This window comes from Chryseobacterium gossypii, from assembly GCF_041361455.1.
GTDB classification, from domain to species: Bacteria; Bacteroidota; Bacteroidia; order Flavobacteriales; family Weeksellaceae; genus Chryseobacterium; species Chryseobacterium gossypii.
In genome coordinates, this window is the sequence record NZ_JBGCUR010000010.1 from 61198 (window position 1) to 80230 (window position 19033).

A 19033-nucleotide genomic window follows, 5' to 3' on the forward strand; every position below is an offset into this window, starting at 1 on the left:
AAATGGTTTATTCTCAGCTATATCAGCATTTCCGCTGTTATTAAATATTTATTAATTTTTTACTCTTTTTTCCGTCAATTCTTCAATTTTGATTGGTACGAAATTTTCATTCATTAACCCAAACCACTAAATATCAAAATATTATGAAAAAACTACTCTTTACAGCAAGTATTTTTTCTTCCTTAATCCTTAATTCCCAAAGCATTAATTTGGAAGAATTTGCTACCGGGCTTACCGCTCCTGTTGAAATTACCCATGCCAACGATAACAGATTGTTTGTCGTTCAGCAAAATGGGATCATCAAGATTCTTCAGCCTGACGGAACCATCAATACCTCCGATTTTTTAAATATAAGCTCCCAGATCACCTATGGTGGAGAAAGAGGTCTCTTAGGCCTGGCATTTCATCCGCAGTATTCTACAAACGGGTATTTTTTTGTCTACTATAATGACACGGAGGGCAATATCACTATTTCCAGATTTACGGTCAGCTCCGGCAATCCCAATGTTGCGGATGCCACTTCAAAAAAGGTCCTGATCAGTATTCCAAAGCCTTTCGAAAACCATAACGGCGGAAGCATCCATTTTTCACCTGATGGCTATTTATGGGCAGTAACGGGTGACGGTGGAAGTGGCGGTGATCCTAACAATAATGCTCAGAATAAAAATTCCCTGCTGGGAAAAATGCTGAGAATTGATGTGAATGCCACAGGACCATACAATATTCCTCCTGATAATCCTTTTGTAGGGATGGACGGAGCGGATGAGATCTGGGCTTACGGGCTAAGGAATGCCTGGAAATTTTCATTTGATACTTTAACGGGGAATGCCCTGATCGCCGATGTGGGCCAGGGGCAGATTGAAGAGATCAACAGGGTTCCGATCACACAAGGCGGGGTGAACTACGGCTGGAGATGCTATGAAGGCAATAACAGCTACAATACCGCCGGATGTGCCAGTTCTGCGACGATGACTTTTCCGGTTGCCGTCTATGATCATTCGGGAGGAAGATGTTCCATCACCGGAGGCTATGTGTACAGAGGTTCACTATATCCCGCTTTGAACGGAAAATATTTTTTTGCAGACTATTGCTCTTCACAGATAGGAATGCTAAACGTTGACAATTCCATTACCTGGACTCCGGCATTTTCAGGCAATAACTTTTCAACTTTTGGGGTGGACAACCAGAATGAGTTGTATATAGCTGCCGTCAATAACGGAAAAATCTATAAGATCACAACAGGAACTTTATCCGCTCAGGAAAACACTGCCTTCGGCCAGATCAGAATTTACCCTAACCCTGCATCCGAAAGAGTTTTTATTGAAGGTTTGGAAAATAGAGATACTACGGCCGACATATTTACCGAAGAAGGCCGAAAAGTTTTGGAATCTGCCAAAGTTGAAGAGGATAACGGCATTGATATTTCATGGATTCCGGCGGGCGTTTATTACATCACCCTGAAATCCGGAGATCTGAAGTCTTACAGTCAGAAATTAATTATCAAATAGGCCGGCCGGTGCGGAAATATTAACAAGCAAGAATGATAAAGATTATCATTCCGGTCGGGACTGTCTTATAACGAGGTAAATTCCCGAACATAGCGGCACAAGTATGATCAGCCTTTCAACCAGGGAAAACCTTTCCACTTCGCCATCAAATAAACTATTAGGAATTAATGTAACCAATAAGAATGAAGCAATAAAGGCCGCGATATCTACCCCGGATAACTTCTGAGGGGAAAGAGTGCGGGTTCCGGATACTGAACTTAATATCCAGAAACATAAGAACAGCATCATGAAGGGAAACGACCAGATCCTGAAGGTATCCCATGCAATGGCATGAAGCAGTAAAGGAAATGCACAGACAGCACCCGATAAAAGCAGAAGCGGGATATTTATTTTAAGCCCCTTATACATCATCCATAAGGAAAAAAGTACGGGAATTCCATAAAATATTGTACACCTGGAAATGAACAATCTTTGGAAAAAATGTCCGCTCTCTTCCGAAAAGTAATAACTAAAACTTTTCGTATAGGCGGAGGCTACCGAATCAGCCCTTTGGGAAACCATACTATTGTGGCTCAGATAATTAAAGATCTCCGAAAAATAGTTTTCTCCGTGAAGTTCCTGGTACACCGAAACCGAAACGGTAGTAAGGAAAGGCAGTACAAGAAGTAGAGCCATCTTTTTAAGAATGCCGGGACCAAAGATGCTTTTTAATGAAAATTGATTTACGGGAATCGTTGTAACCATCAAAGCAAAGAAACATACCGGCAACATCAGGAAAAATGAAATTTCATGTACCAATATACCTAATGATGCAAGCACTGATGCCAAAAATATCTTCTGCCGCCTGATAAGGAAAATAATAAGCATGGTCAGGAGGAAAACAATGTGATCCAGGTATCCTATAAGGTGGGCTGTAAATACAACATATTGGGATAAAAAGAAAATCAGATAAAATAATATTCTGCAAATATTATTCTCATTGCTGAATGTTTCCTTTACCGCAATGGCAAATATCGCAACATATAGCAAAAATAGTATTACCGCGGAAAGGACAAGGATATTAAATTCGTTTTTCTCAAAAAAACACCCAAAAATCTCCCCGGCAAGCCCCCTCTTGATGAAACCGAAACGGTAATCCATCATCCAGTGAGCTTCCGACCACTCATTAGGAAGCCTTAAGGTCCTCAGAATGCTGAAAATAAACGCATACAGGTAAAGCGTTACCAACAGGACCTTCTTTTTCATGGCCCTAGATCGTCATTGAGAAAATTCTTGTTTCAGGCTTATTCCTCATCATTCTGAGGTCAAAAACCATAGCAACATTTCGGATAAACGCTCTTCCTTTTTCAGTGATCTTTATCTGATTGTCATGAATTTCCACCAGCTCGTCTTTTTCCATTTCCTCCAGCATCTCCAGCGCATTCTCCAGTTCAGGGAAGGAATTTTGGGGATCCCAGGATGTTTCAAGCTGGCACATCAGGTTCAGGATGTGCCTTCTCATGATCAGGTCTTCATTATTTAAAATATGTCCTTTGACAACGGGAATCTTCCCTTCTTCCACAATCTTCTGGTACTCTTCCACCGTTTTTACATTCTGCGCAAACGCATACCATGAATCTGAAATGGCAGACATACCAAGACCTACCATCAACTGGGTTTTGCTTGAGGTATATCCCATGAAGTTACGGTGAAGTTTTTTCTGGATCAGTGACTGGTAAAGATCATCATGTTCCAGAGAAAAATGATCCATTCCTACCTCAATATAGCCCAGTTCCTGCAATAATTTTTTACCATCCTCATATAGCCTGCGCTTTTCTTCTCCAGTGGGAAGGTCATTCTCATCAAAGCCTCTCTGCCCTACTCCTTTTACCCACGGAACGTGTGCATAGGAATAGAAGGCAAGCCGGTCCGGCTTCAGCTCCATTGTCTTCCGGATGGTGTATTCCATGGCATCCCAGTGCTGGTGGGGCAGCCCAAAAACCAGGTCATGGCTTACGCCTTTATAGCCTATCTCCCTGGCCCATTCCGTAACATCCTTTACTTTTTCAAAAGGTTGTATCCTGTTTATGGCTTTCTGAACTTTAGGATCATAATCCTGGACCCCAAAGCTTACTCTCCTGAACCCCAGATCATATAAAGTCTGAAGATGCTCTTTGGTCGTGTTGTTAGGATGTCCTTCAAAGGAAAATTCGGGACGGTCTGCAATTTCAACAGTATCAAAAATGCCTTCCAGTAATGTCTTTAAATTCCGGGGCGAGAAAAAAGTTGGTGTTCCCCCACCAAGATGGAGCTCTTTCAATATTGGCTTTTCATCGAAAAGTTCAAGGTAAAGCTTCCACTCCTTCAAAACACTTTCCAGATACGGGATTTCAACACTATGCTGTTTTGTAATGCGTTTATGGCAGGCGCAAAACGTGCATAGGGCTTCACAAAAAGGCAGGTGAATATATATAGAGATCCCTTCTTTCGCATTGCTCTCCTTAAAAGACCTGGTTACACTTTCTTGCCATTTTTCAGCTGAAAAGGTGCTTTCATCCCAATAAGGTACGGTGGGATAAGAAGTATAACGCGGTCCGGGAATATTATATTTGTCGATTAAAGAATTCATTTAAACTAAAATTTTATCCATATGTGATACGGAATCCAATATGCAAAATTAAGTATAACTTATGAATTTTGAATCATGAATTATATTAGGGTTTATTTTCAAAATTTATAATGAGTCTAAATACTTCGTCAGCAAAATTTTTGCCCAGATCTATATATCCCGCACTATCGTAATGCCATGGATCATTCCCGTAATTATATTTTTGGGTGGAACGAACGATGGCGGCATTTTTATCATCTTTCACAAATTTTTCCTGCGCGAACTGCACCAGCTCTCCCATTGCCCATACCTTCCCTGATTTATCCTTACCTGAATCCGAAATCTTTCCGATGACAACGGGCAGATCATCGATACGCAATGCAGCTCTCATCAGGTTCATCAGTGTTTTCAGATGTTGGTAATAATTATCTGCGATCTCCTCCGTATAGCTGGCATCCCCTTCTCCCTGCATCCAGATTATTCCTGAAGGAATGATGTCATCTTTTTTACCATCACCGTCAATATCGGCTTCTGATAAGGCATTTTTAACCGTCTTCAGAAAATTGTCATACTGATTGATACCGTTCTTTCCATGAAAATCGGGATCCCAGCAGCCAAAGTCACCTCTTGCCAGACTGTCGATAGAAGTTCCCTCTCTCGCATATTTTATAATGCCTATTTTGTCATTCGGAAAAAGCTCCTGCATCCTCTTCGCAAAAGAAAGTTCCGGACCGAACCTGTCTGAAAGCCTGTTTATCTTTCCGTCTGATTTAAATCCGGTTCCGTTTCCGGGCTTTAAAACATCCCATTTCCCGGATCCGCCGTTCGGATCTCCATCCGGAGCGGAGTTTCCCTGAAATATATATATGTTTCTAAAAGCTTTCAGGTCAGCAGGAAGATCCTTATTATAGCCGAAGCCATTCATATTGGATTGTCCGGCAAGAATAAAAATCCTTATTTTCTGGGTATAACACAATGCCGGAATCAATATCAGAAAGAGTATTCTTAAAGGTTTCATACAGTTTTTTTTCAAAGTTAGTCCGGGAAAGTATTACAGGAACATTGTTTACAAAGATAAACTCTATGCTGAAGATCTAAAATTTTAATGTCATCACGGCAATCCTGTCTTTTCCGGCCAGAACAACAGTCTCCGTATCCGCCCATTGGCAGGTATACAGATTCTTTTCGTCGGAAATCACCTTCCAGGTTTTTCCATAATCTGAGGAAAAGCTGATATGCCTGTCTCCTACTGCAATGATTTCTTTTCCTTCGGACCCGGGTCTGATCTTAATGCAGGTGGTATATCCCGCGTTTTTACCGGATGCCTGTATCTGCCAGGTTTCGCCACCATCGTGAGTGGTTGCTATATTGTTGACATTCTCCTCCTGTTTTGTATAATCTCCACCGGCCACAATCCCAAACCGGTCGTTACAGAAATCTATAGAATATACCCCCTGTGAAGGCATTCCCTGAACAATAGGGGTATTGATCAGCTTCCAATGATCAATATCAGATTTTCTGAATTTAAAGATCCTTGAAGTTTTACCTCCTGTGGCAAGCCATACATAGCTCCCGGAGGAAGCGATATTCGTATTGCTTGCCGCAAAAGCTGCTTCTCCTTCATTCAGCCGAGGCCGGCCCTGTGGTCTGGCAGCAATCCATTTATTATCCTTGTAAAAAACTAATTTCAGATATCCGTCTTTATCAGGATCGCTAAAAGCATAGGCTAAATGGGCATCAACAAAATGTAACGCATCATAAAATGCGGTTTTTACCGTATCCGTGAATATGATTTCCGGCTTCAGATCTTTTTTGCTGATCTTAAAAAAATATGCCGGACTTTCAATATTAATGGTGTAAAAACTGTTCTTATCCTGGGCTAAGGTTCTGAACTGAAGCTTCTTGTCTGAAATCGTGATCTGTTTCTGATTCCGGGGATTCTTCAGCTCTACAAAGCCAAATTTAGAGTCCGTACCGCTGTACCAGACCTTGTTATCATACATCTCAATTGCTCTTATGCTTATTTTATCATTAAAAACCGTGTGGAAGGTCACCTGCTGGGAAAAGGCCAGGATTCCCGAAACAAAAAAGAAAAGAAACAGGATATTTTTCATAGAACAAAAATAAAAAATCCACAGCATTCTGTGGATTCAGGTTATCATTTTATAGATCTAAGTCTGTTTTTTGTAAAGGTTCCTGTTCTGCTTTGAACGTTTCTCCGTAACCTATCTTATGCAGCTTACTGTTTCTGAGGCTATAGGTAAAGTAAATGATGACTCCTAAAACCAGCCATCCCATAGATAGCAGCTTGGCTTCATGGCTCAGGTTCCAGATCAGGTAAATGTTGATGCAGATTCCCAATGTCGCGATCACCGGGAGCGCAGGAACTTTAAAGTTTCTCGGCAGCTGTGGCTCTTTCCTTCTTAGGATCCATACGGCAACACATACCATCGTAAAGGCGAACAGTGTTCCGAAACTCGTCATATCCGCTAATTTACTGATCGGAGTAAGGGCCGCCACAGTGGCAATTACGATCCCCAGAAGCATTAAGCTTTTTGCCGGTGTTTTTCTTACCGGATGTACATCACTGAACATTTTAGGGATCAATCCGTCTTTAGACATTCCCAGGAAGATCCTTGACTGCCCCATAATCATTACCATTAATACGGAAATAAGACCTACCGTTGCGGCAATGGTAATGATATATCCGGCCCATCCCTGTCCTGCAATCTCAAATGCGTATGCTACAGGTGCTTTAATGGCATCCGGGTATTTTCCATGCGGATCAAAATTTGAATAATTCATCATCCCTGTCAGCACCAGAGATACCAATATATATAATGCCGTACACACCAGAAGGGAAGCAATAATGGCAAATGGAACATCCTTCTTAGGATTAATGGCTTCGCCGGCCTGGGTGGAAACCGCATCAAAGCCTACATAAGCAAAGAATATGGCAGCTGCACCGGAAATTACGCCCTGGATTCCATAGGCTTCTTTCATTTTATCACCTTCCAGCACCATTTTCTGAGCCGGGATGAAAGGATCCCAGTTGGCTGTATTAATAAAAAAAGCACCTGCAATGATCACAAACAACACCGCCGATACTTTCATAATTACAATAAGGTTATTGGCTTTCGCCGCTTCCTTGGTTCCTTTTATCAATAAAGAGATTACTACCAGTACAATGACAAAAGCCGGCAAATTCATGGAAAAGCCTTCACCGGCATAGCTTGCCGGGTCAGATGTAAGATAATCCGGCAGGTGAAGACCAAACATTTTCAAGAGTTTATTAAAATATCCGGACCAGGATACGGCTACCGTCATGGATCCCATGGCATATTCAAGAATAAGGCCCCAGCCGATGATCCATGCGAAGATCTCCCCCACTGTTCCGTAAGCATAGGCATAGGCAGAACCTTCCACCGGCAAAATAGATGCAAATTCCGAGTAACATAATGCTGCGAAGACGCATGCAATCCCTGCAATAACAAAAGAGATAGCCAGTGCAGGCCCCGCATGGTAGTATGCTCCTGTACCCGTGAGTACAAAAATTCCTCCTCCGATAATTGCTCCTATTCCAATAGCCGTAAGACTCCACTTACCAAGTACCCTTTTAAGCTGACTGCTTTTCACATCATTCTCAAAAGCACTCATGGGTTTTTTAGTCCATATTTTAGACATATTTTTTATTTTTTTTAAGATTTACGAAAATATAAAATTTTTGGCAACCGACACCTTTATTAATAAATTTTCAAGATTAATTTTACATAAAAAGATTTAAAATTCTGATTTTCATATTATTTAAATCATTTTACGGTGTGGAGTTTTTTCTTTATTTTTGACCGCATGAATTTATATGATCTTTTTATAGATCCTTACAAACAATACACTCACTTTCAGATTTTTCTGGAAGCCTGCGGAACCATCTTCGGGATCCTGAGCGTATATTTCTCCATAAAAAAAAATATCTGGGTTTATCCTACGGGCATCATATCTACCCTGATCTATGTGTATATCCTTTTCAATTTCGGATTATTGGGAGATTGTATGATCAATGTATATTATACTGCCATGAGTATCTATGGCTGGATTCTATGGGCGAGAAATTCTGAAGACCATATTCATGTGGAAGTAACCTGGGCTACCAGGAAAGAATGGTTCTTCGGAGGCTTTCTGTTCATTGTAAGCCTGTTTCTGGTCACCATTGTCTATTATTATAAGCCCTATATCGACAACCATTTTTCAATGGAGGGGACAAGCCTGGGGCTGTACCATCTGGATTGGGCCAACTGGATGGATGTTTTTACTACTTCCCTCTTTTTGGTAGGGATGTGGTTTATGGCGAAACAGCGCATAGAAAACTGGATTTTCTGGATCATCGGAGATTTTATTTGTATGCCCATGATGATTTTTAAAGGTCTGGGGATCACTTCGGTTCAATATTTGGTATTTACTATAATGGCGATCTTAGGATACGTCAATTGGAAAAAAAGTTTAAAAGAAAATAGTACAATAAAGTCATGAAAAATTTATTTAAAATAGCATTAAGTATTTTCACTATAGCTAGTTTAACATCTTGTGCGCTGTATACAGACAGCGGGTACTCTTATGGAGACCCTTATTATGATAACGGTTATTACTACGCTCCTCCGGGATATTACGGTAGTGGCGGATATTGGGGAAATGACGGATATTATTACAGGAATGATATAAACTATTATTATGATGGCGGTGTCCCTTATTATTATTATAATTATGGAAACAACCGCAGAAAGGTGTATGTAGAAAGGAGAGGCTCTGTTTCCCAGAGACAATACAACGGATTCCAAAATACGCCTACCAACAATACTAATTATAATAACAGTAATTATAATAATAGTAACAGGTACAATAACAGGAGCAACAGCGGCGGATTCAGAAATCAGAATTCAAACAGAAACAATTCTAATCAGGGAAGCGGATTCAGAACTCCTGCTCCAAGGCAAAACAATCCGTCAAGGCAGGAAAATAACGGAGGATTCAGAAACAATAATTCTTCCGGTAATTCCGGCAGCGGATTTAGGAATACCCCGCAAAACAATGCCCCTGAGAACAGATCCTCAAATTCGGGCAGCGGTTTCAGGAATTAATCATTCCTAAATAACAAAAACGAACAGCTAACACTGTTCGTTTTTTAGTTTTAATTATAGTAATTTTGCATGTTTATTTTTCAGATCAGATACAATTATGGATTTTTATAAATATCAGGGTACGGGAAACGATTTTGTAATGGTCGACAACCGTGATTTACAGTTCCCAAAAGACAGGAACATTATTGAAAAGCTTTGTGACAGACGCTTCGGAATCGGTGCAGACGGACTTATTCTATTGGAAAATGATGACCATTATGATTTTAAAATGGTATATTATAATTCTGACGGCCGGGAGAGCACCATGTGCGGAAACGGGGGAAGATGTCTGGTGGCCTTTGCCTTTTTCCTTGATATTTTTGAGGACAGGTGCAAATTTATAGCCATCGACGGGGAACATGAAGCCGAAATCCATAACGGTATCGTAAAGTTGAAGATGATTGATGTGGAAGCTATTTCAAATAACGGCAATGACCTGGTTCTGGATACAGGCTCCCCGCATTATGTAAAATATGTTGAAGACCTGGTTAATTATAATGTTTTTGCCAACGGGCATGAGATCAGAAACTCCGGAGATTATAAAGAAAAAGGGATCAATGTCAACTTTGTGGAAAAAATCACGGATGATGAGATTTTCGTAAGAACCTATGAACGAGGCGTTGAAGATGAAACTTACAGCTGTGGGACAGGAGTTACGGCTTCTGCTTTAACTTTTCTGCAAAAACATAATCTAATCTCCGTAAGAGTGAAAACTCTGGGCGGAAATCTTAAGGTTTATGCTGAAAAAAATGGAAACTTTTTCCGGAACATCTGGCTTGAAGGTCCCGCAAAACAAGTTTTCAGAGGGAAGATAGACCTGATTTAAAAAACAAAATTTAATAATTCATTAATGAAAAAAGCTGTTCTCATCATCATTCTTATCGCCATTGTGGTGGCCGGGTTTTTGGGCTTCAGATTTTACAAAAAATATTACGGCAACAATGTGGAAAAAGAAGGATATGTGCTAATCCCCCATAAGGCAGGCTTTAAGCAGATCCTGGATTCTGCGGCGAAGTATGTAGGTAACAGGGAAACCTTTGAGGCTGTAGCCAGGGAAAAAGGCCTTGACAGATATTTCAAAGCGGGGCGCTATCATTTTCAAAAAGGGATGGGAAACTCAAACCTTATCAACATGATCAAGGCGGGAAACCAGACAGAGAATAGCTTCAGGATTGGTGATTTTGGTGATATTTATCAAATGATAGGCAGGGTCACCAGAAAAACAGAACTGGATTCTTTGGCCTTTGTCAATGGCCTGAATTCCATCGCTACCGAAAAGGGATATCATAATGCGGAAGATCTGAAGAAATATTTTTTCATTGATACTTATAATTTTTTCTGGACGGTAACCCCCCAGGAATTTTTCACAAAATTCCAGAATCAATACGACAGTTTCTGGAACAGCGACAGAAAGACAAGAGAACAGCAGTCCGGCCTTACGAGAGATCAGATCTATGCGCTGGCTTCCATTGTCTATAAGGAATCCGGCGGAAAACCGGACGAGATGAAAACCATTGCAGGATTGTACCTGAACCGTTACAGAAAAGGAATGAAATTACAATCCGATCCCACGGTGATCTATGCCATTAATAAACAGACCAATTTCAGGGAACCTATTAAAAGGGTTCTATATAAGCACCTTTCCACACCTTCGCCCTATAATACTTACGCTAATGCAGGGATTCCGCCGGGACCTATCTGCATCGTGGATAAAAATTCCGTGGATGCTGTATTAAATGCTGAAAACAATCATTTTATATATATGTGTGCCGATCCTTCCAGACCTGGTTACCACAAATTCACCGCCAGCGCTGAAGAACATGCCATCAATGCGAAAGCTTATCAGGACTGGCTGAATTCAAAAAATATAAAGTAATTTAACTTTATTTTAACAATTTAGCAATTAACATTTAAGAACAAAAAGCGACATATACGTTAACAAATAAAAAACTATTCATAATATTTGCGAAATTTTTTCATTAGCAATTTTGCAATATTATGAGAGATCTTTTACGATTTTACACAAAAAATACCTTATGAATCAGACGGAAATTACTAACATTTTTACAAAAAAAACCTTAGGGCTTACTTTTGTACTTTCGGCAGCTGCGCTGGCCTTTGCACAGGAGAAGGTAGGTATTTCGGGAACGGTGGTGAGTAAAAACAACCAGCCGGTTCCTTATGCTTCGGTTACATTCAGTAACAAAGCCAATAAGCTGTTAAGCGATGCCACCCTTACCGATGAGAAAGGACAATATAAGCTTGATCTTACCCCTGGAAATTATGATATTGCTGTAGAAGCAATCGATTATAAAAAAAGTGTAGTAAATAAGCAGATCACAGCGGCCGGAAATATCGGGGCTTTATCCATAGAGCCTGAACCAAGCGCCACCAATCTGAAAACTCAGGACATCCAAGGTGTTACCATCACCGTACAGGCTACAAAACCGTATAAGGTGGAGCTTGATAAAAAGACATACGATCCGTCTCAGGATATTGTAAGTAAAGGAGGAAACCTGCAGGATGTGCTTTCAAACGTTCCTTCCGTTTCCGTAGATACGGATGGTACCGTTTCTATGAGGGGTAGCTCAAACGTTAAGTTCCTCATCAACGGGAAACCTTCTGCCCTACTAGGAATAGATGATGGCGCCAATGCTCTGCAAAGTATTCCTGCCGATCAGATTGAAAGGATCGAGGTCATTACAAACCCTTCTTCCAAGTTTGAAGCAAGCGGAACCGCAGGTATTTTAAATATTATTTTAAAGAAGAATAAAAAAACCGGTTTTAATGGTAGTGTTACCGGAACTGTAGGTTATTTGCCGCAAACCAGTATGAATACAAATTTAAGCTGGAGAAAAGGAAAGTTCACCTGGTTCCTGAACGGTGGTGGCGGTTATCGGGAATCTAAGAATACGAACAGAACAGAATCCTGGTTTAATAATGCCATAGAAGACAGTGATTTCACCCATACTGATCAGGAATCCATCACAAAAAACAAAAATAACAACTATAATGCTTCCGCCGGATTAACATTCGATATCACGGACAGAACCTCCGTGAATGCATCCGGAACGGTAAGGACCTTTGACAGCGAAAATAACGGGCATGTAAACTATTTTTATGATTATTTAAACCAGGCAAGTTCTTTTAGACAAAGGCTGAATAACGGAGACAACAATAACCTGGCTTTTCAGGGTGATTTTGGACTAGATCACAAATTTGACGATAAAGGACAAAATATCTCCTTATCCTTAAGTTTACAAAGAAACCGTTCTTACAATAATACGGACATAGATGATACTACAAACGGCATTTCCCTGCTTAAGGATGATATCAACCAAAAAACGCTTAACAAAAGTATTGTAGCCAAAGCCGATTATGAACTTCCAATCGGTGAGATCTCTAAAATAGAAGCCGGCTACAGACTAGACGTGAACAATAACGATTACAGCAATATGGTTTTTGAAAGCTCTGCTGTAAACAACGGCTATATCGGAGATTATTCATATAATGCGACTTACAAGGAGATGTTCAACGCGTTTTATGTTCAGTTTAAAAGTAAAATTGGAAATCTCGGCTATCAATTAGGCTTAAGAGATGAAATTTCAAAAGTTGATATTGAGTATCTTAACCTTTCCGGTTTAGCTAAAAACCAAACCAAAAATTATAATAATCTTTTCCCAAGTATATTTTTAAGTTATGAAATTGCAAAAGACAATCAGTTTTTAATCAATTATTCAAGAAGAATTGATCGTCCCCGCTCTTTCTTTATGATCCCTAACCCAAGCTATAATGATAACCAAAATATCTTTGATGGAAATATTGATTTAAATCCGTCCTACGTAGATTCTTATGAGTTTGGATACAGTATCTCTAAAAAGAATTTCACCATTAATCCGACTCTTTATTACAGACATTCTAGTGACGATGTGAAGATGCTGGTATACAAAACAGAAGTGGATGAACTTCCGGTTTTCCACACCAAACCTATCAATCTGGGAAGTGACGACAGATATGGTTTGGACTTTAATTTTAACTGGGATGCTACCAAATGGTTAAAATTTCTTGGAAACCTGGATCTGTTCGGATATAAAACCACCGGCTCCTATTATGATGCCGAAACGATGGATAAGCCAATGTCTTTTGAAGGAAGCGGGTTCTCTACAAGAGCCAGACTGACATCTACCTTTAAAATTGATAAGACCTTCAGCTTACAGCTGCAAGGATTCTATAGGGGGGCACAAAAAACCGAAAGCCAGGACAGAAAAGATATGTATGCTATTAACTTCGGTGCGTCTAAAACCATCTGGAATGGTAACGGAACAATCAGCTTTAATATTCAGGACATCTTTAATACCAGAGCTATGAGGTCTACCACCTACTCCACTGATTTTATAAGAAACTCTTATATGCAGTGGCAGCCAAGACAATTTGCATTATCTTTCACATACAGATTCAAACAAGGAGAGAAAATAGAGCAGCCTAAAAGGAAAAAAGACATCAATGCCAATGATAACAGCGGTGATGATCAGCAAGGCCCTATGTAATAAAAAAATCCCGAATATTTCGGGATTTTTATTTTACTGTTTCAGTGATCTTGTTTTTCTCGGCCTCATAGATCCTTTTTCTCAGGTCGCTTGAAGAAAACCTGTGGTCCCGTTTGTTATAGTAGATCTCAATCCCCTTTTCTTCACAATATTTTTTTCCTGTGAAATCCTTGTCCATATAATCATCGCCAATGATCCTTACGTCTATTACAAATGATTTGAGGATATCTTCCAGATCTTGTTCCGTGTAATAAGGGATGATTTCATCCACCGCACTCACTGCCTTCAGCTGAATGTATCTTTCTACAATAGTCTGAGTAGGCTTATTTTTATTAGGACGATCGTGAGAAGGATCAATCTGCAGCCCTACAATCAGGTAATCGCAAACTGTTTTGGCTTCTTCCAGCATTTTGATATGCCCGGCATGGAGCAGATCAAATGAAGAAAATGTAATTCCTATTTTCTGTGTTTTCATATTATACAATTCTTTTTTAAAATTTTCCCGAAATAAATGTTCTTTTGAAAGGATAGAACACAGGTGACTGCGGGAAAATATTTTTCAATTCTTTTTTATAATCTTTTTTAAACTGTTCTTTTAAATTTTCATCAGCAAGCTTCTCTATATAAGGAATCATTGCCGTTCCGGATGCCCAGTTGAATATGGCTTCGGCATCCTGCATTACATGAGGAAATACTTTTTCATAAACGATGATGTCCTTCCCTTTATTGTCATACAGGATCTCGGCATAATCTTCGATTTTTAAAACGGTGTATTCCCTCTGCCATGAATTATAAGCAGCTTTATAAGGTTCCGTCTCAGCAATTTTCCTGAGCAGCTGATGTACGATAAATTCGTGGTTTGAAGGTATCTGAACGGCCAGCTGTCCTCCGGGATTGATTTTACTTATAATCCTGGGAAATAATTCTTTATGATTGGAGCACCATTGTATGGCAGCATTAGAAATTACAAGATCGAAAGTGTCATTCAGATTTAGCTGATCTTCAATACTACGCCGGGTAAAGGCCAGCCTGTCCGTTGCAAAATGTCTGGCTTTTTCAAGCATTTCTGCCGAGGAATCAATACCTATAACTTTTGAGTCCTGCAGATAATCCAATAGTCTGGAAGTAAGCTCACCCGTTCCGCAGCCCAGGTCAATAACGGAAATATTCCGCCTTGATTCTACCAGATTCAGAAGCTCGAAAAAAGGGGCTGAACGTTCATTTTTAAACTGTTCGTAAATCTCGGGATTCCAGGCCATAACTTCTATTTAAGGGTTTCTTGATTCCAAATATTTTTGCCATTCCCACACGGTTCTTAATGCTTCTTCCAGTGGGGTTTCAGATTTCCAGTTAAGCTCCCTGGCAGCTTTATCCGCATTGGCATAGGCAATTACAATATCCCCTTCCCGCCTGTTGCAGATCTGAAAGGGAACCTTTACCTGATTGGCTGTTTCAAATGCTTTTACCACTTCCAGAACAGATGCTCCTTTACCGGTTCCCAGATTGTAAACATCAATTACAGCTTCTTCAGATGTATTTTCAATCAATTTTTTTAAAGCGCTTACATGGGCTTTGGCAAGATCTACCACATAAATATAATCACGAATCGGGGTCCCGTCTTCCGTATCGTAGTCATTTCCCCAGACATTCAGTTTTTCACGGATTCCGGCTGCTGTCTGGGTTACAAACGGAACAAGGTTATTGGGGATTCCGATAGGTAGTTCCCCTAATTTAGCCGACGGATGCGCTCCGATAGGATTAAAGTATCTCAGCAGGGAAACTTTCCTTTTATAGGCCTTTGCAAAATCAGCCAGGATTTCTTCACCCATCTGCTTGGTCTTTCCATAGACACTTTCGGGCATTTTCAAAGGGGTATTCTCATCGATCGGCATCTTATCGGCCTGTCCGTAAACCGTACAGGAAGAGCTGAATATGAAATTAGAGATATTCCTTTTTTTAAATTCCTGCAGGATATTGATCAGGGAAAACAGATTGTTCTCATAATAATCTATAGGTTTCTCCTGGCTCTCACCTACCGCTTTATAGGCTGCGAAATTAATGCATCCTTCAATCTGATGGGCATCAAAGACCTGGGCTAAAAGTTCCTTTCTTTTCAGATCAAAAGGATAAAAAGCCGGCTTTTTACCTGTGATCTCCTGGATATTGTTTAAAATAAATTTTTCCGAATTAGACAGATCGTCTACGATAACAACTTCATAGTTATTATTTAAAAGCTCCACAACCGTGTGGGAACCAATGTATCCAAGACCGCCCGTAACGAGTATTGCCATCTTTTTGTAATAATTTTATTTTTTGTGTTTCCATTTCCATATTCACTTTTGTATTTATCCGGAAATTTCTTTATCCCATAAATTCCAGTACGGCATCCGTAATATATTTCAGCTGCTCTTCATCCAGCTCTGTGTGCATTGGCAAAGAGATCACCTGATCCAGGAGTTTATCTGTATTTGCAAAATCTGCAGCATTGCTTTCCTGGAAATACGCTTTTTGCTTTCTCAGTGCTACAGGGTAATAGATCATGGCTGGGATCTCCTTCTCGGCCAGGAATTTCTGCAATTCGTTACGCTTACCGTTTAAAATCCTTAATGTATACTGATGGAATACGTGGGTAGAATTTTCAGCTCTTTTCGGAGTTAAGATATCTGGATGGCCGGCAAATGCTTCATCATAAAAATCTGCCGCCTTCCTCCTGGCCTCGTTATAGGTATCGAGATGAGGGAGCTTCTTTCTTAAAACCGCAGCCTGAATGCTGTCCAGACGGGAGTTTACCCCTACCTCATCATGGTAATACCTTTCATACATGCCATGATTCACAATTCCTCTTAAACGGTGGGCCAGCTCATCATCGTTCGTAAAAATGGCTCCGCCGTCTCCATAGCAGCCTAAATTCTTAGACGGGAAAAAGGAAGTGGTCCCGATGGTCCCCATTGTTCCGGCAAGCTTTGTGGTTCCGTCTGAAAAGGTAAATTCAGAACCAATGGCCTGTGCATTGTCTTCAACAACATATAAATTATGCTCCTTGGCAATTTTAAGGATTTCTTCCATATTTGCGCATTGCCCGAACAGATGCACCGGAATGATTGCCCTGGTTTTCGGAGTTATCACTTTTCTGATCTGCTCCGGTGCAATGGTGAATGTATCATAATCCACATCCACAAGAACAGATTTAAGTTTTAACAGGTGGATCACCTCTACGGTAGCCGCAAAGGTGAAATCTGCCGTAATCACCTCATCCCCTTCTTTCAGGTCTAAGGCCATCAAGGCGATCTGTAAGGCATCAGTTCCGTTGGCACAAGGAATCACATGCTTTACTTCCAAATAAGATTCCAATTCATTCTGGAAAGACTTTACCTCAGGGCCATTGATAAAAGCCGCTGAATCCATTACATTTAAAACTGCATTATCTACCTCATTTTTTATTTTGTAATACTGACTTTGTAAGTCAACCATCTGAATCTTTTTCATAAATAAATATTTCTGTAAAAATAAGGAATTTAAAATCCTATCAAAAATTTTCTTGATTTTGTTTTATCTTTATACAAAATCAACCTATGAAAAAAACTTTACTCTTTTGTCTTTTAACAGGTTATTCTCTGATCTCTGCTCAGACTGAGCTTGTATTCGTATACTTTAATGATAAACCCAATAAAGCTGCATTTTATGCTAACCCTTTAGCCGAGTTGTCCCAAAAATCCCTAGACAGACGTACAGCCATGGGAATTGCTCTTAATGATCAGGATGCTCCCATTGAGCCGTCTTACATCCAAAATATACAAAATCTGGGCTTCACGGTTACAGATTATTCCAAATGGCTGAATGGGGTTGCCGTAAATGCCACTCCTTCTCAAATCCTTACGCTCCAGGCACAGCCTTATGTACAGTCTGTAGAAAGCTTTGCCAAAAATTCATCTTCCGGCACAAAGATCAAAAACATCAATAAATGGCAGGATGTGACCAGCACCAATAAAACACTTACCACTTTTGACTACGGCCCTGCTTCTGCACAGATCGACCAGATCAACCTGAGACCTCTTCATCTTGCAGGATTTACCGGCACAGGCGTTACCATTGCCGTAATTGATACCGGATTTCCGGCTGTAGATACCGGAGCTGCCTTTTCAAGACTGTGGGCCAATAACCATATCAAAGGCGGATATGATTTTGTGGCCAAAGGCACCGATATTTATAATGCCGGTTTAAACAGCCACGGTTCCGTGGTTCTGGGGGCAATCGGAGGATATATCAGCGATTCTTTTGCAGGATCGGCTCCGGATGCTGATTTTTACCTTTACCGAAGTGAGAATACAAGTGTGGAAATCCCGGAGGAAGAGCTATACTGGATTGAAGCAGCTGAAGAGGCCGACAGAAAGGGTGTTGACCTTATCACAACCTCCCTGGGATATTCTACTTTTGATGATTCCCGCTACAGCTATGATTATACTGATATGAACGGAACCACCTCTTTCATTGCCAAAGCCGCAGAGATCGCTGCAAACAAGGGAATTTTCGTTATTGTCGCCGCCGGAAATTCAGGACAGGATACATGGCATTACATCACTACTCCCGCCGATAATACCAAAGTTTTCTCTATAGGCTCGGTAGACGCCTCGGGAGCCTCTTCAGGATTTTCTTCATACGGACCCAATGCTTCAGGGATTATAAAACCTGATGCCAGCGCAAGAGGAACCGATGCTGCCACAGTGTCTAATAACTCCGTCACTTCTGTAAGCGGAACTTCCATAGCCACTCCTATTGCTGCCGGTGGTGTGGCCTGCCTGATCCAGGCTTTCTCAACAATGAACAGAGATCTTATGCGGGAACGATTGAGACAGACGGCTTCCCTCTATCCCGGAAGTACAGATCAGATGGGTTACGGGATCCTTAATTTCGGAAGCTTTTATAATATTACCTTAAATACATCTGAACTGGTAAGAAAAGAAAAGATAGCCATATTCCCAAATCCGGTAAGAAACATCCTGAATGTAGCCTCTGAAAAAGAGGTAATGTCTATGGAAGTCTACGATAATTTGGGACGGCTGATCGCCAGGGTTCGGGAGCAAAAATCTGTAAAAGTGGAAGATTATCCGAAAGGGATCTATTATCTGAAGATCCAGACAAAGGATAAAACGTATTATGAAAAATTTATAAAAGAATAGAAGCAACCAGGCCGGTCATTTTGACCGGCCTGGTTGCTTCTAT

16 protein-coding genes are annotated in these 19033 nt (G+C 40.5%); 7 read left to right on the forward strand and 9 right to left on the reverse strand.

Features of this window, described 5'->3' with window-relative positions:
- The first annotated feature begins 143 nt into the window (after nucleotides 1-143).
- Nucleotides 144-1508, forward strand: a complete 1365-nt coding sequence (locus tag ABMQ40_RS07735; RefSeq protein ID WP_370898227.1) for a PQQ-dependent sugar dehydrogenase — start codon at nucleotides 144-146, stop codon at nucleotides 1506-1508.
- A 45-nt stretch (nucleotides 1509-1553) separates the two neighbouring features.
- Here the strand turns inward: ABMQ40_RS07735 and ABMQ40_RS07740 are convergent, their stop codons facing one another.
- From ABMQ40_RS07740 to ABMQ40_RS07760, 5 genes are all read right to left on the reverse strand, one after another.
- Complete coding sequence (locus tag ABMQ40_RS07740) at nucleotides 1554-2753, reverse strand: hypothetical protein (protein WP_370898229.1); 1200 nt, start codon at nucleotides 2751-2753, stop codon at nucleotides 1554-1556.
- Between the two features lie 4 nt (nucleotides 2754-2757).
- Nucleotides 2758-4116 carry an oxygen-independent coproporphyrinogen III oxidase gene (gene hemN, locus ABMQ40_RS07745; RefSeq protein ID WP_370898231.1) on the reverse strand — a complete coding sequence of 453 codons (1359 nt, stop codon included), beginning with the start codon at nucleotides 4114-4116 and terminating at the stop codon, nucleotides 2758-2760.
- A gap of 85 nt (nucleotides 4117-4201) precedes the next feature.
- On the reverse strand, nucleotides 4202-5113 hold the full coding sequence (locus ABMQ40_RS07750) for a sialate O-acetylesterase (RefSeq protein WP_370898233.1): 912 nt from the start codon (nucleotides 5111-5113) through the stop codon (nucleotides 4202-4204).
- A gap of 76 nt (nucleotides 5114-5189) precedes the next feature.
- A complete protein-coding gene (locus ABMQ40_RS07755) occupies nucleotides 5190-6209 on the reverse strand; it encodes a WD40/YVTN/BNR-like repeat-containing protein (RefSeq protein ID WP_370898235.1) in 1020 nt (339 codons plus the stop codon).
- A 49-nt stretch (nucleotides 6210-6258) separates the two neighbouring features.
- Nucleotides 6259-7779: an APC family permease gene (locus ABMQ40_RS07760; protein ID WP_370898237.1), complete on the reverse strand. Its 1521-nt coding sequence runs from the start codon at nucleotides 7777-7779 to the stop codon at nucleotides 6259-6261.
- Between the two features lie 165 nt (nucleotides 7780-7944).
- On the opposite strand from ABMQ40_RS07760, the gene pnuC reads away from it, so the two are divergent.
- The 5 genes from pnuC (at nucleotide 7945) to ABMQ40_RS07785 (ending at nucleotide 13813) form a co-directional block, all read left to right on the forward strand.
- Nucleotides 7945-8622, forward strand: coding sequence for a nicotinamide riboside transporter PnuC (pnuC, locus tag ABMQ40_RS07765; protein ID WP_370898239.1), 678 nt, complete (start codon nucleotides 7945-7947; stop codon nucleotides 8620-8622).
- Nucleotides 8619-9227, forward strand: a complete 609-nt coding sequence (locus tag ABMQ40_RS07770; RefSeq protein WP_370898241.1) for a hypothetical protein — start codon at nucleotides 8619-8621, stop codon at nucleotides 9225-9227. Before pnuC ends, ABMQ40_RS07770 begins: the two co-directional genes overlap by 4 nt.
- Nucleotides 9228-9324: 97 nt before the next feature.
- Nucleotides 9325-10092, forward strand: coding sequence for a diaminopimelate epimerase (dapF, locus tag ABMQ40_RS07775; protein ID WP_370898243.1), 768 nt, complete (start codon nucleotides 9325-9327; stop codon nucleotides 10090-10092).
- Nucleotides 10093-10116: 24 nt separating this feature from the next.
- A complete protein-coding gene (mltG, locus tag ABMQ40_RS07780) occupies nucleotides 10117-11142 on the forward strand; it encodes an endolytic transglycosylase MltG (RefSeq protein ID WP_370898245.1) in 1026 nt (341 codons plus the stop codon).
- Between the two features lie 160 nt (nucleotides 11143-11302).
- Nucleotides 11303-13813 carry a TonB-dependent receptor domain-containing protein gene (locus ABMQ40_RS07785; protein WP_370898247.1) on the forward strand — a complete coding sequence of 837 codons (2511 nt, stop codon included), beginning with the start codon at nucleotides 11303-11305 and terminating at the stop codon, nucleotides 13811-13813.
- A gap of 28 nt (nucleotides 13814-13841) precedes the next feature.
- On the opposite strand, the gene ABMQ40_RS07790 is transcribed toward ABMQ40_RS07785, so the two are convergent.
- The 4 genes from ABMQ40_RS07790 to ABMQ40_RS07805 all read right to left on the reverse strand — a co-directional run bounded on the left by ABMQ40_RS07790 (nucleotide 13842) and on the right by ABMQ40_RS07805 (nucleotide 17299).
- On the reverse strand, nucleotides 13842-14288 hold the full coding sequence (locus tag ABMQ40_RS07790) for an adenylyltransferase/cytidyltransferase family protein (RefSeq protein ID WP_370898249.1): 447 nt from the start codon (nucleotides 14286-14288) through the stop codon (nucleotides 13842-13844).
- Between the two features lie 16 nt (nucleotides 14289-14304).
- Nucleotides 14305-15072: a methyltransferase domain-containing protein gene (locus ABMQ40_RS07795; RefSeq protein ID WP_370898251.1), complete on the reverse strand. Its 768-nt coding sequence runs from the start codon at nucleotides 15070-15072 to the stop codon at nucleotides 14305-14307.
- A 9-nt stretch (nucleotides 15073-15081) separates the two neighbouring features.
- Nucleotides 15082-16104: a UDP-glucose 4-epimerase GalE gene (gene galE / locus ABMQ40_RS07800; protein WP_370898253.1), complete on the reverse strand. Its 1023-nt coding sequence runs from the start codon at nucleotides 16102-16104 to the stop codon at nucleotides 15082-15084.
- A 70-nt stretch (nucleotides 16105-16174) separates the two neighbouring features.
- Complete coding sequence (locus ABMQ40_RS07805; protein ID WP_370898255.1) at nucleotides 16175-17299, reverse strand: DegT/DnrJ/EryC1/StrS family aminotransferase; 1125 nt, start codon at nucleotides 17297-17299, stop codon at nucleotides 16175-16177.
- Nucleotides 17300-17385: 86 nt separating this feature from the next.
- Between ABMQ40_RS07805 and ABMQ40_RS07810 the strand changes: the two genes are divergently transcribed.
- Nucleotides 17386-18990: a S8 family peptidase gene (locus ABMQ40_RS07810; RefSeq protein ID WP_370898257.1), complete on the forward strand. Its 1605-nt coding sequence runs from the start codon at nucleotides 17386-17388 to the stop codon at nucleotides 18988-18990.
- Nucleotides 18991-19033: the final 43 nt, after the last annotated feature.

What these genes read in the sequence shown, in the direction of transcription:
- ABMQ40_RS07735 (WP_370898227.1), top strand. Translation starts at nt 144, where the DNA reads ATGAAAAAACTACTCTTTACAGCAAGTATTTTTTCTTCCTTAATCCTT.
- ABMQ40_RS07740 (WP_370898229.1), bottom strand. Translation starts at nt 2,753, where the DNA reads ATGAAAAAGAAGGTCCTGTTGGTAACGCTTTACCTGTATGCGTTTATT.
- hemN (WP_370898231.1), bottom strand. Translation starts at nt 4,116, where the DNA reads ATGAATTCTTTAATCGACAAATATAATATTCCCGGACCGCGTTATACT.
- ABMQ40_RS07750 (WP_370898233.1), bottom strand. Translation starts at nt 5,113, where the DNA reads ATGAAACCTTTAAGAATACTCTTTCTGATATTGATTCCGGCATTGTGT.
- ABMQ40_RS07755 (WP_370898235.1), bottom strand. Translation starts at nt 6,209, where the DNA reads ATGAAAAATATCCTGTTTCTTTTCTTTTTTGTTTCGGGAATCCTGGCC.
- ABMQ40_RS07760 (WP_370898237.1), bottom strand. Translation starts at nt 7,779, where the DNA reads ATGTCTAAAATATGGACTAAAAAACCCATGAGTGCTTTTGAGAATGAT.
- pnuC (WP_370898239.1), top strand. Translation starts at nt 7,945, where the DNA reads ATGAATTTATATGATCTTTTTATAGATCCTTACAAACAATACACTCAC.
- ABMQ40_RS07770 (WP_370898241.1), top strand. Translation starts at nt 8,619, where the DNA reads ATGAAAAATTTATTTAAAATAGCATTAAGTATTTTCACTATAGCTAGT.
- dapF (WP_370898243.1), top strand. Translation starts at nt 9,325, where the DNA reads ATGGATTTTTATAAATATCAGGGTACGGGAAACGATTTTGTAATGGTC.
- mltG (WP_370898245.1), top strand. Translation starts at nt 10,117, where the DNA reads ATGAAAAAAGCTGTTCTCATCATCATTCTTATCGCCATTGTGGTGGCC.
- ABMQ40_RS07785 (WP_370898247.1), top strand. Translation starts at nt 11,303, where the DNA reads ATGAATCAGACGGAAATTACTAACATTTTTACAAAAAAAACCTTAGGG.
- ABMQ40_RS07790 (WP_370898249.1), bottom strand. Translation starts at nt 14,288, where the DNA reads ATGAAAACACAGAAAATAGGAATTACATTTTCTTCATTTGATCTGCTC.
- ABMQ40_RS07795 (WP_370898251.1), bottom strand. Translation starts at nt 15,072, where the DNA reads ATGGCCTGGAATCCCGAGATTTACGAACAGTTTAAAAATGAACGTTCA.
- galE (WP_370898253.1), bottom strand. Translation starts at nt 16,104, where the DNA reads ATGGCAATACTCGTTACGGGCGGTCTTGGATACATTGGTTCCCACACG.
- ABMQ40_RS07805 (WP_370898255.1), bottom strand. Translation starts at nt 17,299, where the DNA reads ATGAAAAAGATTCAGATGGTTGACTTACAAAGTCAGTATTACAAAATA.
- ABMQ40_RS07810 (WP_370898257.1), top strand. Translation starts at nt 17,386, where the DNA reads ATGAAAAAAACTTTACTCTTTTGTCTTTTAACAGGTTATTCTCTGATC.